General features: G+C 65.2%; 16 protein-coding genes. 14 read left to right on the forward strand and 2 right to left on the reverse strand.

Annotation, left to right across the window (positions count from 1 at the left end; translation table 11 throughout):
* Nucleotides 1-9 precede the first annotated feature (9 nt).
* The 14 genes from CK620_RS13545 (at nucleotide 10) to CK620_RS13610 (ending at nucleotide 10,855) form a co-directional block, all read left to right on the forward strand.
* Nucleotides 10-1,026, forward strand: a complete 1,017-nt coding sequence (locus tag CK620_RS13545; RefSeq protein ID WP_095550760.1) for a hypothetical protein — start codon at nucleotides 10-12, stop codon at nucleotides 1,024-1,026.
* Nucleotides 1,027-1,036: 10 nt separating this feature from the next.
* A complete protein-coding gene (locus tag CK620_RS13550; RefSeq protein ID WP_095550776.1) occupies nucleotides 1,037-2,839 on the forward strand; it encodes a DDE-type integrase/transposase/recombinase in 1,803 nt (600 codons plus the stop codon).
* Nucleotides 2,839-4,077 (forward strand): ExeA family protein, encoded by a 1,239-nt coding sequence (locus tag CK620_RS13555; RefSeq protein WP_095550761.1) that lies wholly within the window; start codon nucleotides 2,839-2,841, stop codon nucleotides 4,075-4,077. Before CK620_RS13550 ends, CK620_RS13555 begins: the two co-directional genes overlap by 1 nt.
* A gap of 1 nt (nucleotide 4,078) precedes the next feature.
* Nucleotides 4,079-4,351 (forward strand): hypothetical protein, encoded by a 273-nt coding sequence (locus CK620_RS13560; protein WP_095550762.1) that lies wholly within the window; start codon nucleotides 4,079-4,081, stop codon nucleotides 4,349-4,351.
* Entirely contained in the window at nucleotides 4,348-4,548 is a 201-nt protein-coding gene (locus tag CK620_RS13565) for a hypothetical protein (RefSeq protein ID WP_095550763.1), read from the forward strand. The genes CK620_RS13560 and CK620_RS13565 overlap by 4 nt, the downstream gene beginning before the upstream one ends.
* Before the next feature lie 17 nt (nucleotides 4,549-4,565).
* Nucleotides 4,566-4,799 (forward strand): hypothetical protein, encoded by a 234-nt coding sequence (locus CK620_RS13570; RefSeq protein ID WP_095550764.1) that lies wholly within the window; start codon nucleotides 4,566-4,568, stop codon nucleotides 4,797-4,799.
* Nucleotides 4,793-5,542, forward strand: a complete 750-nt coding sequence (locus CK620_RS13575) for a hypothetical protein (protein ID WP_095550765.1) — start codon at nucleotides 4,793-4,795, stop codon at nucleotides 5,540-5,542. Before CK620_RS13570 ends, CK620_RS13575 begins: the two co-directional genes overlap by 7 nt.
* A complete protein-coding gene (locus CK620_RS13580) occupies nucleotides 5,539-5,781 on the forward strand; it encodes a hypothetical protein (RefSeq protein WP_095550766.1) in 243 nt (80 codons plus the stop codon). The genes CK620_RS13575 and CK620_RS13580 overlap by 4 nt, the downstream gene beginning before the upstream one ends.
* Before the next feature lie 24 nt (nucleotides 5,782-5,805).
* Nucleotides 5,806-6,348, forward strand: coding sequence for a hypothetical protein (locus CK620_RS13585; protein WP_095550767.1), 543 nt, complete (start codon nucleotides 5,806-5,808; stop codon nucleotides 6,346-6,348).
* 7 nt (nucleotides 6,349-6,355) lie between these two features.
* Nucleotides 6,356-7,231: a recombination-associated protein RdgC gene (locus CK620_RS13590; RefSeq protein ID WP_238946148.1), complete on the forward strand. Its 876-nt coding sequence runs from the start codon at nucleotides 6,356-6,358 to the stop codon at nucleotides 7,229-7,231.
* A gap of 11 nt (nucleotides 7,232-7,242) precedes the next feature.
* Complete coding sequence (locus CK620_RS13595; protein ID WP_179290667.1) at nucleotides 7,243-7,881, forward strand: gp16 family protein; 639 nt, start codon at nucleotides 7,243-7,245, stop codon at nucleotides 7,879-7,881.
* A complete protein-coding gene (locus CK620_RS13600; RefSeq protein WP_095550769.1) occupies nucleotides 7,878-8,252 on the forward strand; it encodes a Mor transcription activator family protein in 375 nt (124 codons plus the stop codon). The genes CK620_RS13595 and CK620_RS13600 overlap by 4 nt, the downstream gene beginning before the upstream one ends.
* Nucleotides 8,253-8,877: 625 nt before the next feature.
* Entirely contained in the window at nucleotides 8,878-9,933 is a 1,056-nt protein-coding gene (locus tag CK620_RS14365) for a TonB-dependent siderophore receptor (RefSeq protein WP_275250722.1), read from the forward strand.
* Nucleotides 9,934-10,021: 88 nt separating this feature from the next.
* A complete protein-coding gene (locus CK620_RS13610) occupies nucleotides 10,022-10,855 on the forward strand; it encodes a TonB-dependent siderophore receptor (protein ID WP_179290668.1) in 834 nt (277 codons plus the stop codon).
* 82 nt (nucleotides 10,856-10,937) lie between these two features.
* Here CK620_RS13610 and CK620_RS13615 read toward each other — a convergent pair whose 3' ends face one another.
* Together CK620_RS13615 and CK620_RS13620 are read right to left on the reverse strand one after the other, a co-directional pair.
* The gene (locus tag CK620_RS13615; RefSeq protein WP_095550772.1) at nucleotides 10,938-12,179 is read right to left on the reverse strand and encodes an MFS transporter; all 1,242 of its coding nucleotides are present in this window, start codon (nucleotides 12,177-12,179) and stop codon (nucleotides 10,938-10,940) included.
* 274 nt (nucleotides 12,180-12,453) lie between these two features.
* Nucleotides 12,454-12,948 carry a GNAT family N-acetyltransferase gene (locus CK620_RS13620; RefSeq protein WP_095550778.1) on the reverse strand — a complete coding sequence of 165 codons (495 nt, stop codon included), beginning with the start codon at nucleotides 12,946-12,948 and terminating at the stop codon, nucleotides 12,454-12,456.
* Between the last annotated feature and the right edge of the window lie 231 nt (nucleotides 12,949-13,179).

Raw genomic sequence — 13,179 nt, forward strand, 5'->3', positions numbered from 1 at the left:
GAGTAAACAATGGCGAGAAAACCCACAGGCACGTCCGCGCCCACCGAGCTGATTGAGGTGGCCCCGGAGTACACCGATGCCACAGAACGCGCTCAGGATGCCCTGGCATTGCAGGAGCAGCAGGTGCTGGCGAATGTGCAGACTGCCGCGAAGCAGTTGGGCTATGAAGGAGCCCTGAGCGTTGGAGCATTGGAAGATGGAATCCGCTTTTATCAACGCCGCAGCGTGGAGGCGCTGCTGGAGTGTGGCAAGCGATTGCTGTTGCTCAAGGAGATGACTCCTCACGGCGAGTTCCAGCGCCGTGTAGAGATGTTGGGGTTTAGTGACCGCACAGCACGGCGCTTTATGCAAGCGGCCGTCAAAGTGTCCAAATCGGCCACAGTGGCCGTTTTGGCGGGCCAGGTAAAAAGTGCCAAAGCCTTCCTGGAGCTGGTCACTCACGACGACGATGCAGACATTGAGCGCGTGGCGGAGATGGATGACGTTGACCGCATGAGCGCCAGTCAACTGCGCGAGGCCCTGCGGCAGGAGAGGCAGGACAACAAATACCAGGCGGAACTGACGGACAAGGAGCGCAAGCGCGCCGAGCAGCTGGAAAAACAGCTGCGCAAGGGCGGCCCGCAGGTGCAGCCCTACAGCGAGCGCCTGGCGGAGTTCCGCACGGGCGTGGGCGAGCTGCAGGATGTGGCGGGCAAGTCGCTGGTGCAGATGGCCAAGCAGATCGATGCATTGGCGCAGTGGTGGCAGCAGGAGGTGCTGGCCGCGCCGGATTACGACCCGCAGGCGCCGGTGCGCATGCCGCCTGAGTTGCTGGATACGGCGCGGGCGTTGGCTGAGCACATTGAGTTGCTGGCCGGCGGCGTGGGGGCCTTGCAGCACAAGGTGGCGCAGGCGTTTGGCGCAGAGCTGGAGATGCAACCGCAGTATCTGATGCGCGACCCGATGGGCGGGCAGATGGGCGATGCGGAGCAGGATGGCGATGGCGTGGATGAGGGCGAGGCGGCCTATGCCGATGCCAGTGCATGAGGAGGCGGCCATGGCCTTGTCCCCTGAAGCGGCCGCGTACATCCGCGAGCTGGCGCGCCGGCTGGATGGGGCGGCGCACAGCGCGCGCGGCGCGCTGGTTGACGATGCGGCGCAGTTCTTGGGCATGAGCCGCCAGACGGTGTATCGCCACCTCAAAGCGGTGGCGGGCTGGAGCAGCGGGCGCAAGTGCCGCGCTGACAAGGGCACGACTTCGGTGCCATTGCAGGCGTTGACGCAGCTGGGCGCGGTGCAGCGCGAGAGCGTGCGCGACAACGACAAGCAGACGATGTTCACCCCGGTGGCGCGCAGTGTGTTGCAGGGCAATGGCGCGCAGCTGGGGGTGAGCAACAGCCAGCTGAACCGGTTGATGCGCGAGCGCAGGCTGCGCGCAGCGGTCAAGCGGCAGGCGGCGCCAGTGCAGCGTTTGCGCGCCCTGCACCCCAACCATGTGCATGAGGTGGACCCGTCGCTGTGCCTGGTGTACTACCTGGGCAATGAGCAGCGAATCGTTCGCGACAGTGAGTTTTACAAGAACAAGCTGGAGAACTTTGCGAAGGTGAAGTTCAAGGTGTTTCGCTACGTGCTGTGGGACATGGCCAGCGGGGCGATTTGCGTGCAGTACCGCGAGGCGGCGGGCGAGGATCAGCACAACCTGTTCGAGTTTCTGATGTTTGCCTGGGGCAAGCAGCCGGGCCGGGTGCTGCATGGGGTGCCAAAGCTGCTGTTGTGGGACAAGGGCAGCGCGAACCAGTCCGAGGCGATCAAGGGGCTGCTGGCGCAGCTGGAGGTGCGCCATGAGACGCACCGCGCGGGCAATGCGCGGGCCAAGGGGGGCGTGGAGAACGCCAATAACCTGGTGGAGACGCAGTTTGAAAGCCGCTTGCGCTTTGAGCCGGTGGCGAATGTGGCGCAGCTCAACGAGGCGGCGCAGGTGTGGTGCGAGGCGTACAACGCGAACCGGATTCCTGGGCAGGACACGCGGCTGCGGCGTGAGGGGTTGGCGCAGCCGATGGCGCGCTATGGGCTGTGGATGCGCATCAAGCCCGAACAGCTGCGGCTGCTGCCGCCCATTGAGGTGTGCCGGGCGCTGATGGCCGGGCGGCTGGAGGAGCGGCAGGTGAAGGCCGATTTGTCGATCCGCTTCAAGCACCCGCAGGCCGGGCGCACGCAAACCTACAGCCTGCGCGGCTTTGACGGCATCAATGAGGGCGATGTGGTGCGCGTGCGGCCGCTGGTGTATGGCGAGTGTGCGGTGCAGGTGGAGCTGGAGCGTTACGACGGCGCGCCGCTGATTTACCGCGCCGAGCCGCAGGTGGAGTACGACGAGTGGGGCGCGCCGATGAGCGCGGCGGTGGCGGGGCAGGAGTATCTGGCCCAGCCGGCCACGCCTGCGCAGCGCGCGGCCCGGGCGATGGATGCGATGGCGTACTCGGAGCATGCCGATGCCGAGCAGGCGCGCCAGAAAAAGGCGGTGCCGTTTGGCGGGCAGTTGGACGCGCACAGCCATTTGCGCGAGGTGCAGATGCCGACGTACCTGGTGCGCCCGGGCACGGAGATCAAGGCGCCGGCGCATGCGCAGGTGGTGCCGATCATGGTGGACAGCGTGACGGCGATGCTGCGCATCAGCCGCGAGCTGGGGCGCAATTTGTCGCCCGATGAAAACCGATTCCTCTCAGGCCGTTTGGGCGATGAGGGGATTGCCGAAGGGCAATTGCAGGTGCTGATTGAGCAGCTCAAGACGCCGCAGCCGGAGCCATTGCGCGCTGCCGGGGGCGGTGGTGGTGGCCTGCGCATTGTGAACGGGGGGAACTGATGCTGAGAGCCAAGAACGTGATGGTGCGCCTGTGCGTGCGTCAGCGTGAGCTGGCAGCGCATGTGGGTGTGAGCGACGCGACGGTTGCGCAGGCCATGAACCACGGCGTCTGGCCCAGGCGTGCGGGCCTGGCTGAGACCATGAAGGTGCGTGTTGAGGACTATTTGCGCGAGCGGGGGGCGCGTGCGGATGAATTGGCCACGTTGTGGCAGACAGCCCCTGAAAACGAGGTGCCCCTGCTGCTGCGTAGCCGCGCGGCAGCAGAGGCATTGATCCCCGGCCAGCAGGCCGATAGCGACACTGAGGATTTGAGTATGTTGTTGACACACCAAACGTTGACGCCAGAGGCGCGCCGGCAGTTCCGGATTGTACGGGACCCGTTTGTCAATGAGCTGGCGGGCATGGACGATGTGTTCATGTCGCCCGATATCAGCTATGCCTACGCGGCGATGCGGCAGACGGCCAAGCACGGCGGGATGTTGATCCTGGCGGGGCAGTCGGGCAGTGGCAAGAGTGTGCTGCGCAAGGCGCTGGTCGATTGGATTCACACCGACCGCGAGCCGATCACGGTGATTGAGCCGTATGTGATCAACATGACGGGCGATGACCAGCGCGGAAAGAAGTTCAACGCGGCGGACATTGTGAGCGCGATCATCCGCACGCTGGACGATTCGGCGCCGATTCGCCAGACGATGCAGGCGCGCATGGCGCAGATGCACAAGATGCTCAAGGACAGCGCCAACATGGGGCAAAAGCACGTGGTGATCATTGAGGAGGGCCACGACATTGCCAAGCCGACGTTGCGCAGTTTCAAGCGGTTTTTTGAGGTGGAGGACGGCTTCAAGAAGCTGCTAGCGATCATCGTGATCGGCCAGGATGAGCTGGCGCGCAAGTGGGAGAACTACGACCCGACGATCCGCGAGGTGCAGCAACGCGGCGAGCTGATCAAGTTGCCGCCGCTGGACAACCATGTGGAGCAGTACCTGCGCCACAAGCTCAAGCGGGTGGAGCTCGATTACGACGCGATTTTTGAGCGCGACGTGGCAGATGCCATTCGCGGCGTGCTGCGCGCCCATGTGGCGGATGTTCAGGGAGGGCGGCGCGTGGTGGCCGAGCGCAGCATTTGTCACCCGCTGGCGGTCAATAACTTGGTGACGCGCGCGCTCAATCAGGCGGTGCGCATTGGCGCGGCAAAGGTCAACGGCGCATTGATTGCGGCAGCGGCGAAGGGGGACTGACATGCAAAACACTATCACTGCCTTGCCCGCAGCTGGCGCCCCTCACGGCCTGTGGATGTTTGACGTGCATGTGCCTGGCCGCCAGGTCGCGCACATCCCCAAAACCGGCCGCAGCCAGGGCGAGGCCCTGCTGCGCCTGATCAATGAGGAGCTGCTGCAAGCCTGCGACGAGGTGCAGCGCATCGATTGCGTGGCAATCCTGCCTGTGCCAGGTCGCGATGCGCCGCAAGCGGATGCGGCCAGTGCCCAGGCTCAGCCGGAGGGCGCGGCATGAGCAAGCGGCAAAACCTCCCATATCGGCCCGCCCCGTGGCACGGGGTGATCGTGGGCTACGCCCGCCGCCGCATGCTGCGCGTGCGCTGGCAGCAATGGCGCGGCGTCGTGCTGTTGCTGCTCACCGCCGCGCTGCTGATGGGCACGGCTGTGGGCCTGGCCTACCTGATGACTGCGCTCATATGGGGTGACCTATGAGGGGGCTGACCCATGACATGGCCCGCCTCTGGCAGCACCTGCGCCAGTCTGGCAACTGGTGGACGGCGCAGGATTTGTACCAGCACTGGTACCCGGTGTTTTCCGAGGAGGCAGTGCGGCAGATGCTGGACTATCTGCTGCGGCACCGATTCGCGGCGCGGCGCATGCACATCGACTGGGGCGTGCATGTGTATGCCGTCACGCCCGATTGCCGGGCGCTGCCCGGGCATGAGGAGGGCGCGGCATGTTGAGCTATGTGTGCCCGGTGTGCCGCAGCAAGGCGAGCCTGGAGCTGGTGATTTGCCAGGCGGTGGACGATGCCCAGGCGCGGCACATGATCGAGTACCTGGTCAAGACCTATCAGCCGACGTTGGGCGCGGCCACGCTGCGCTATCTGCGGCTGCATACGCCGGCCAAGCAGCGCCTGAGCTGGGCGCGGGTGCGGCGCATCCTGGGCCAGCTGGTGGAGGCGATGCGCAGCCGCAAGATCACCCGGGCCGGGCGCGATTGGCCGGTGGGCGTGGAGGATTGGCAGGCGGCGTTTGAGGCGGTGTTTGCCGCGCAAGAGGCCGGCACGCTGGTGCTGCCGCTCAAGGACAACGCCTATCTGTACGCCATCCTGGTGCGCCGGGTGGACAAGAGTGAGGCGATTGCCGAGGCCAAGGCGGAGATGGAGCGGCGCACGGGGCCGCGCGGCGCGCATGTGCAGGGTGCTGCCACCAGCATTGGCCAGGCGCTGGACGAGGCCCTGCACCCGGATGCCGCGCCAGGCGCAGAGGCCAGCGCCGGGGCCCAGCCGCCGGCCGCGCCGGCGGGCGAGCCGCCACGCTACACCAGCCTGGCCGTCCGGCGCATGCAGGAGGAGCGGTTGCGCAACCTGCAGCGGCGCGAGCGCATGCTGCAGCGCACGCAGGGCGAGGCACAGGGCGGCGACGCTGGCGGCAACGGGCCGGGCGAGCCGGGCGAGCCAAGCAATGGGGAGGCCGCCCCATGAGCAGCGCCCCCATCGCCCTGCAGGCGCAGGTGCAGCTGACGCCGGGCCAGGCGCGCGGCGTGGCGATCCGCGTGCTGATCGGGCTGCTCGATGGCGGCGAGGCCATCGAGCATGGCCTGCTGCTGGCCGATGACGGCCGCGGGCTGTACTCACCAACCCTGACGCCGCTGCGTGCCGCCACAGACCTGGACCGCGCCGCGCTGCTGGTGTTGCAGCACCTGGCGCGGATCAAACCGTGACTGTTGATTTTGAGAGAGGACACCATGGACACCCAAACCACCAACCCCATGACTGCCATTGCCGCTGCTGCGCGCAGCTACCGCCAGCACAAGGATGTGCTGACCGAGCGCGCCCAGGGCCTGCATGACGCGCTGGAGGCCATCAAGCGCCAGCGCCTGGCCGGGCTGCGCAGCGCCGTGGCGCGCGTGACCGAGGCCGAGGCGGCGCTGCGCGCGGCCATCGAGGCCAGCCCGCAACTGTTCATCAAGCCGCGCACGGTGGTGCTGGAGGGCATCAAGCTGGGCTGGCAAAAGGGCAAGGGCAAGCTCAGCTGGGACGATGACGCGCAGGTCGTGCGGCTGATCCGCCGACACCTGCCCGATGCCGCCGATGCGCTGATCCAAAGCCGCGAGGTGCCCATCAAGGCGGCGTTGGCGGGCCTCAGCGCCGCCGAGCTCAAGCGCGTGGGCGTGAGCATCAGCGATGCCGATGACGAGGTCGTCATCAAGGACACCACGGCCACCGTGGACAAGCTGGTGGCGGCCCTACTCAAGGGGGCGGAGGAAGAGGCTGGCGAGGCGGCATAAGGAGGCCATGATGTTCAAGAATCTGCTGATGTTCCGTATTTCCGGCGATTGGCGGCCGGATTTGGGGGCTGTTGAGTTGCCGGAGTTTTTGCCGTGCGGGCCGACGCAGGAGCGCAGCGAGGGCTGGGTGCCGCCGCGCGGCCATGCGCATGGTGCGTTGGCCGAGTGTGTGGGCGGGCAGTGGGTTTTGCGCTGGTGCGTGGAGACCAAGGTGCTGCCCGGGGATGCGGTGCAGCGCATGGTGGAGGCCAAGTGCGCCGCCATCGAAGCCGAAACAGGCCGCAAGCCCGGTCGCAAAGAGCGGCGCGACATCAAAGCGGATGTGCGTCTGGGCTTGCTGCCCAAGGCCTTGACCAAACGGTACGGCGTTTGGGTATGGATTGACCCCGGCGCACGGTTGCTGGTGGTAGATGCGGCATCACTGATTCAAGCCGATGCGATTCTGACCAGCTTGGTAGAGGCAATGCCTGGCCTCATGCCCCGGCGCATCCAAACGGCGCTGCCACCGGCCGTGGTCATGGCCGAATGGCTGCATGAGCAAATCGCCCCCGGTGCTTTCTGCCTGGGCGATGAGTGCGAATTGAAGTCAATCGACGAGAGCCGCGCCACGGTACGTTACGCCCGCCACGCGCTGGAGATCGAGGAAATTCGGAGTCACCTACAAGCCGGCAAACGTCCCACCAAGTTGGCGCTTGGCTGGGGCGAGCGCTGTCAGTTCGTGCTCACCGATGCGCTGCAAATCAAAAAGCTGGCCATGAATGATGTCGCCACCGAAGGCCGCGACAGCAGCGAGGATCCATTCGATGCCGATGTGGCGCTGGCAACGGGCGAGCTGTCTCAGCTGATCCAGAATCTGCTGGGCGAACTGAAAGAGCAGGTGTAATGGCTATGGGCATGGCAGCACAACGCCCCGCAAACACGGCACGCGCGGCCAAGTGGCGCAAGTTGATCCATGTGGCCAAGCGTCAATTGGGCCTGGACGAGGAGACCTATCGCACAGTGCTGCGCACCGTGGGCGGCGCGGAATCGACCAGCCACATGGACATGGCGCACCTGATCAAGGTGCTCGACCATCTCAAGCGGGCCGGGTTCCGGGTCAAGCCCACAGGCCAGCAAAACGGCCGCACGATCTACATCGACAACGAGCAGGCGCGCAAGGTGCGCGCGCTGTGGCTGTTCCTGCATACGCTGGGCGTGGTCAAAGACCCATCTGAGCGGGCGCTGACGGTGTACGTCAAGCGCATGACGGGTCGTGATCACCTGCGGTTTGTGGGCGACTACATGCCGCTGATCGAATCCCTCAAGTCCTGGGCCATGCGGCACCTGCCCGAGCAGGTGGACGGTATGGTCAACGACCTTGTGGACATGGAGCTTTCCCCCGAGGCCGGGGAGCATGCGGCCGCAGCCATTCGCCGCCTGGCTACAGGCCACAGTTTTGACGCCTACTGGCACGCCTGGGTGCATTGCATGCGCGCCCTGGGCCGGCCAATCCCGCCCGAGGTGGCGCCCCAAAAACGCAGAGCTGTTCAATGACCGAACGCGAAACTCGCATGCGGATTCGCCGCCACGAATTCTTTGAGGATTTCGTGGCCGTTGCCGCGCGCGTGCTCATCGACCTGGGCATCCACGCGACCGAGGCCCAGTTGGCCGCCAGCGCCCTGGCCGATCATGTGGCCAGCCACTGGGGCGGCCAAAACATCAACATGCCGATGGATTTCCGACGCGCCCTGACCAAGCTGGAGCTGGAGATTTACAGCCAGTTCACCGGCAACAACTACGACGAGCTGGCGCGCGCCAACGGAATCGCCGAGCGCACCGTCAGGCGCTACGTCGAGCGCATCCGCAAGCGCCTGGCCGAGGCCGCCCGCCGCGATCAGGGCGACCTGTTCAACAACGAGCACTGACGCGCCAGAGGGGGCGCGTGCAGTGCAAATTTTTGGGCCTCTTTCTTTTTTCACACGCTGAAAACTTTTTTCTTTCGGCCCGTTTTTATTTCCCTCTATTTCCCACTATTTCCCGGATTTATCTCACTCTGTGCCCGGGGTTTATCTCTCCTCCCTTCAGGTGGCCCGCCTGGCGGCCGCCGCTGTGGGCCTGGATGCAGTGAAAACTGGTCATGGGAAACGTCTGGGGCCTGGGGATTGACGCGCGCGCCGCATGCCTTGCCCTCGGTGCGGTAGCCGCTTTTAGCGTTCATAAAAAGAATGCGCATTTTCATTCACATTCCAAGGAGCGCATTTCCATGAACCAGGCTCATCGCGGCACAGCGGCCCGCACCTTCGGCGCGCGGCTGGCATGGCTGTGCCTGCTGGCCGCCGCGCACACGGCAGCGCAAGCGCAAGCCACCGCCCCAGCGGCTTTTGATCGCCAGGCCCCAATGGCACGGCGAAAACCGCAGCAACGCAGGCCGCCCCCTCCTCCAGCGCCGCGCCCGAGCTGCCCACGGTCGAGGTCTTCGCCGCCCCGCAGGGCGATTGGCTGGACTTTCAGGACATCAACGCCAGCGGCCTGAAGCAGGCCGCGCCGCTGCTGGAGACGCCGCAGGCCGTCAGCACCGTCAACAGCGCGCTGATGCAGGCCCAGGGCAGCCATTCGCTGCTGGAGAGCCTGCGCTACACCCCCGGCTTTCTGGCCCAGTACGGCGATGGCGACGTGCGCGCCGACTGGGTGATGATCCGTGGCCACATCCCCTACAAATACCTGGACGGCATGCGCCTGCCCTACGGCCTGGGCTATGGCGATTCGCGCATCGACGCCTGGCTGCTGGAGCGGGTGGAGGTGCTCAAGGGGCCGTCTTCCGTGCTCTACGGCGCCAACGTGCCCACCGGCCTGCTGGCCATGTACAGCAAGCTGCCCGACGCGCGCCAGCGCCGCCAAATCGCCCTGGACGCGGGCAGCCACGGCCTGCGCCAGGCGCGGCTGGACGTGGGCGGCCAGTGGGGCGATGGGCGCTGGCTGTGGCGCCTGGCGGGCCTGGGCAGCCGCGACGGCAGCCAGATGGATCACGTGCGCGAGCGGCGCTGGGCGCTGGCGCCCAGCCTCACGCTGCGCCCGGACGGCCCCGGCGGGCGCACCCGCTTCACCCTGCACGCCATGCTGCGCCACGCCGAAGCGCCCGGCGGCGGCGCCGGCCCGGCCTGGCTGCCGCCCGAGGGCACCGTCTGGCCCAACCCGCACGGCCGCATCCCGCTGGGGCGCTTTCTGGGCGAGCCCGATTACGACCACTTCAGCGGCCGCACCCGCCACCTGGGCTACGTGCTGCACACGCGCCTGAGCGAGCGCTGGGCGCTGCGCCACCGCCTGCGCCACGCCCGCACCGACAACCACATGCGCTCGGTCAACCAGGACTTTGGCGGCATCCACGCCGACCTGCGCCACGTGGGCCGCAGCGTGGGCCAGACCCGCGAGGACACGCGCGCCCTGACCAGCGACACCCAGCTCTTTGGCCGCTTCAACTGGGGCCCGGTGCGCCACCAGCTGCTGCTGGGATGGGACACGCGGCGCGAGCGCAGCGATTTCGAGCGCCTCTCCGGCGGGCGCGCCGCCCCGCTGGATTTGTTCCAGCCCATTTACGGCCAGCCCTGACAACTGCCCACGCGGCGCTACGCCACCCAGCCCACCGCCAGCCAAACCGGCCTGTATCTGCAAGACCAGCTACGCCTGGGCCAGTGGGTTGCCACCCTCGGCCTGCGGCACGACCGGCTGCGGCTGGGGCAGGCCGGCGCCTCCGCTTCCCGCTTCCCGCTACCGCGCCACCACCGGCCGCCTGGGGCTGAACTGGCTCATGGGAAATGGCTGGGCGCCCTACCTCGCCTACGCCCAAGGCTTCGAGCCCGTGGCCGGGCAAGACCGGCACGGCCGCCTGTTCCAGCCCAGCCGCTCGCAGCAATGGGAGCTGGGCCTGCGCTACCAGCCCGAGGATCGCAACCTCACCCTCTCGGCCAGCCTGTTCGCGCTGCGCCAGAACAAGGCCCTCACGCGCGACCCCGACCCGGCCGAATCCCCCATCTGCGGCCGCGCCTGCCAGGTGCAGCAAGGCCGCCGCAGCACGCGCGGGCTGGAGCTGGAGGCGTGCGCACAGCTCGGCGCGCAAGTGCACCTGAACGCCTCTTACGCCTACACCCATGCCCGCATCACCCATTCGAACATCCCCGGCGAAGCCGGCAGCGCCGTGCCCGACGTGCCCCGCCATCAGGCCGGGCTCTGGCTGGACTGGCGCATCGCCCAAGGCCCGCTGGCCGGGCTGACGCTGTACAGCGGCGCGCGCCACACCGGCCAGCGCACCTGGCACGGGCGGCCCGGCCAGCACCTCCCCGCCCACACCCTGCTGGACGCCGGGCTGGACTACGACCTGGGCCAGGCCCATGCCGCGCTCGCGGGCTACCACTTCGCGCTCAGCGTGAAAAACCTGGCCAACCGCGCCCATGTGGCCAGTTGCTATGGCCCCACCGTCTGCTACTGGGGCCAGGGCCGCAGCGCCCAGGCCAGCCTGCGCTACCAGTGGTAAGCGGCCGACTTGGAAACAAATGCGCCTCGCCCAGGAGAGGCCAAGCCAAAACAGCAATCCGCCTGGGGCGTGCTGAAGCGCACTAAGGCTGCGAGGAGCGCGCCGCATCAGCTGTGTGCTGCGGCGCGCGCTCGCACCAGAGCGTCAATGCGCACCAGGCGGCGGCAATCAGCGCAGTCACCGCAAACAGCCCGGCCTCTGCCCAATAGGCCACCAGTGCGCCCCCCACCACACCACCGGCAAAAAGGCCCAGCGATTGAAGCGTGCTGTACACCCCCATGGCAGAGCCGCGCTGCGCCGCCGGCGCCAGGCGCGACACCAGGCTGGGCTGCATGGCCTCTAATGCATTGAAGCCACAGAAAAATACGAACAGCACCGTACCCAGAAACCACAGTGCTGCTTGGCCTGTCAGTTGCTCATGGAAATAATGGCTGAAAGTCGCCAGCGCCAACTGCGCTGCCAGAATCAGGCCCATGGCCAATCGCATCGCCCATTGCAAACGCCCGCGACGCTCCAGCGAAAACACCGCACCAAAGCACAGCACCGACAACAGCACGGCCGGCAAATACAGCTGCCAATGCGCGGCGCTGGCCAAGCCTGCATCCTGCAGCAACAAAGGCACGCCGCTCCACATGGCCATTTGCAACAGATGCAGAACAAAAACCCCCAGGTTCAGGCGCCACAGTGCCCATCGCCCTGTCTGCGCAACTGTTTCTGCAGCATGGGCTGGCAGCTCGATATGCTGCACCGGAGCATCCTGCTGGCCCTTGGGTTGGGGCAGCAGTTTGAGCACCACAAGCAGAGCAATGCCGGCCAGCAGCGCCATCAACCAGAACAAGCCACTCAAGCCCAGTTTTGACCCGAGCAATGGCCCGAGAATCAAAGCCAAGGAAAAGCTGGCTCCAATGCTGATGCCGATCAAGGCCATGGCCTTGGTACGAACGACCTCGCGGGTTGCATCCGCCAGCAGCGCCGTCATGGCCGCCGAGATGGCCCCAGCCCCTTGTAAGGCCCGCCCGGCCACCAACCCCCAAACCGAATGGCTCAACGCCGCCCAGACACTGCCCAACACAAACACCAGCAGGCCCATGGCAATCACCCGCTTGCGGCCCCAGCGATCCGAAGCCATGCCCAGGGGCCATTGCAGCAGCGCCTGGGTCAGACCATAAATGCCCATCGCCAGACCAATCAACCGGGGATCGTCCCCCCCCTGGTAATCAGCCGCAGCCAAGCTAAACACCGGCAAGACCAAGAACAAACCCAGCATGCGCAACACAAAAATACCAGCCAGAACCAGACTGGTTCGCCGCTCACTGGGAAGCATGGCCGTGGAAACGGCGCGGGAAGACTGCATACTCATTCCATTATTACTGCTGCGCCACATGCCAAGGCGGCAAGCATCTACATTGGCAGGCGAAGAAAACTCGCCTTTTGCCTGTATTTCGTCTAATCAGTTTTTCTAAGCCAAAGCCTTGGATGCAAAACGAAAACGTGTATGAGGTCAACACATTACAAGCATTCTGAATGCAATAGCTGTGCGGATTTCATTGAAAACACGGCCACGACACCATATCCAAGCAAGCTGAATTGAAGCGCCATCAAACCAAACTTGCCTTCAGAAAGAAGGCCTGAGGATGCGGGTTGTAGTAATAAGGCTCAATTTCCTCAAAGCCCAAATCCTCGTAAAGCGCGCGAGCTGCGTCCATCTCATCAAGAGTGTCCAACAAAATACAGCCGTAGCCCGCCAAGGCAGCCTGCTCCATTACAGCCTGTGCAAGCAACCTCCCCAGACCAAAGCCACGAAACAATCTGCGCACATACAAGCGCTTCATTTCGCTGGCATCAGGGTAATCTGGGGACTCAAGGCCGCGCATCGCGCAGCATCCAGCCAGCATTCCATCAACGAAGGCCAGCACTACGCAACCAGCAGGTTGCGCATATCGCTCAGGCAATGATGCCAGCTCAGTATCAAAGTCCTGAAATGCCAAATCAACGGACAAGCCCTGCGCATACTCCAAAAACAGTTCATGCACAGACTCCCAATCCTGCTCATCACTGGCTATGCGCAGCACAACTTCAGGTGGTGTTTCCATATCTAGCGGCAATCCAACATCCATGGATTCAACGCCAACAAGTTTTGACGGCGCAATCATAGTGGATTAGCCCTTAAAAGGATACTGCACCCAAATTTTTGGCAAAAACAAACCCCCCAATTCCGAGAGGAAGAGGGGGGTTTAGGGCATAGAAGCCTGACGATGACCTACTTTCACACGGGAATCCGCACTATCATTGGCGCTAGTCCGTTTCACTGTCCTGTTCGGGAT

It is taken from the genome of Vandammella animalimorsus (genome assembly GCF_002285285.1).
GTDB classification, from domain to species: domain Bacteria; phylum Pseudomonadota; class Gammaproteobacteria; order Burkholderiales; family Burkholderiaceae_C; genus Lampropedia; species Lampropedia animalimorsus.

What these genes read in the sequence shown, in the direction of transcription:
- CK620_RS13545 (WP_095550760.1), top strand. Translation starts at nt 10, where the DNA reads ATGGCGAGAAAACCCACAGGCACGTCCGCGCCCACCGAGCTGATTGAG.
- CK620_RS13550 (WP_095550776.1), top strand. Translation starts at nt 1,037, where the DNA reads ATGGCCTTGTCCCCTGAAGCGGCCGCGTACATCCGCGAGCTGGCGCGC.
- CK620_RS13555 (WP_095550761.1), top strand. Translation starts at nt 2,839, where the DNA reads ATGCTGAGAGCCAAGAACGTGATGGTGCGCCTGTGCGTGCGTCAGCGT.
- CK620_RS13560 (WP_095550762.1), top strand. Translation starts at nt 4,079, where the DNA reads ATGCAAAACACTATCACTGCCTTGCCCGCAGCTGGCGCCCCTCACGGC.
- CK620_RS13565 (WP_095550763.1), top strand. Translation starts at nt 4,348, where the DNA reads ATGAGCAAGCGGCAAAACCTCCCATATCGGCCCGCCCCGTGGCACGGG.
- CK620_RS13570 (WP_095550764.1), top strand. Translation starts at nt 4,566, where the DNA reads ATGGCCCGCCTCTGGCAGCACCTGCGCCAGTCTGGCAACTGGTGGACG.
- CK620_RS13575 (WP_095550765.1), top strand. Translation starts at nt 4,793, where the DNA reads ATGTTGAGCTATGTGTGCCCGGTGTGCCGCAGCAAGGCGAGCCTGGAG.
- CK620_RS13580 (WP_095550766.1), top strand. Translation starts at nt 5,539, where the DNA reads ATGAGCAGCGCCCCCATCGCCCTGCAGGCGCAGGTGCAGCTGACGCCG.
- CK620_RS13585 (WP_095550767.1), top strand. Translation starts at nt 5,806, where the DNA reads ATGGACACCCAAACCACCAACCCCATGACTGCCATTGCCGCTGCTGCG.
- CK620_RS13590 (WP_238946148.1), top strand. Translation starts at nt 6,356, where the DNA reads ATGATGTTCAAGAATCTGCTGATGTTCCGTATTTCCGGCGATTGGCGG.
- CK620_RS13595 (WP_179290667.1), top strand. Translation starts at nt 7,243, where the DNA reads ATGGCAGCACAACGCCCCGCAAACACGGCACGCGCGGCCAAGTGGCGC.
- CK620_RS13600 (WP_095550769.1), top strand. Translation starts at nt 7,878, where the DNA reads ATGACCGAACGCGAAACTCGCATGCGGATTCGCCGCCACGAATTCTTT.
- CK620_RS13615 (WP_095550772.1), bottom strand. Translation starts at nt 12,179, where the DNA reads ATGCTTCCCAGTGAGCGGCGAACCAGTCTGGTTCTGGCTGGTATTTTT.
- CK620_RS13620 (WP_095550778.1), bottom strand. Translation starts at nt 12,948, where the DNA reads ATGGAAACACCACCTGAAGTTGTGCTGCGCATAGCCAGTGATGAGCAG.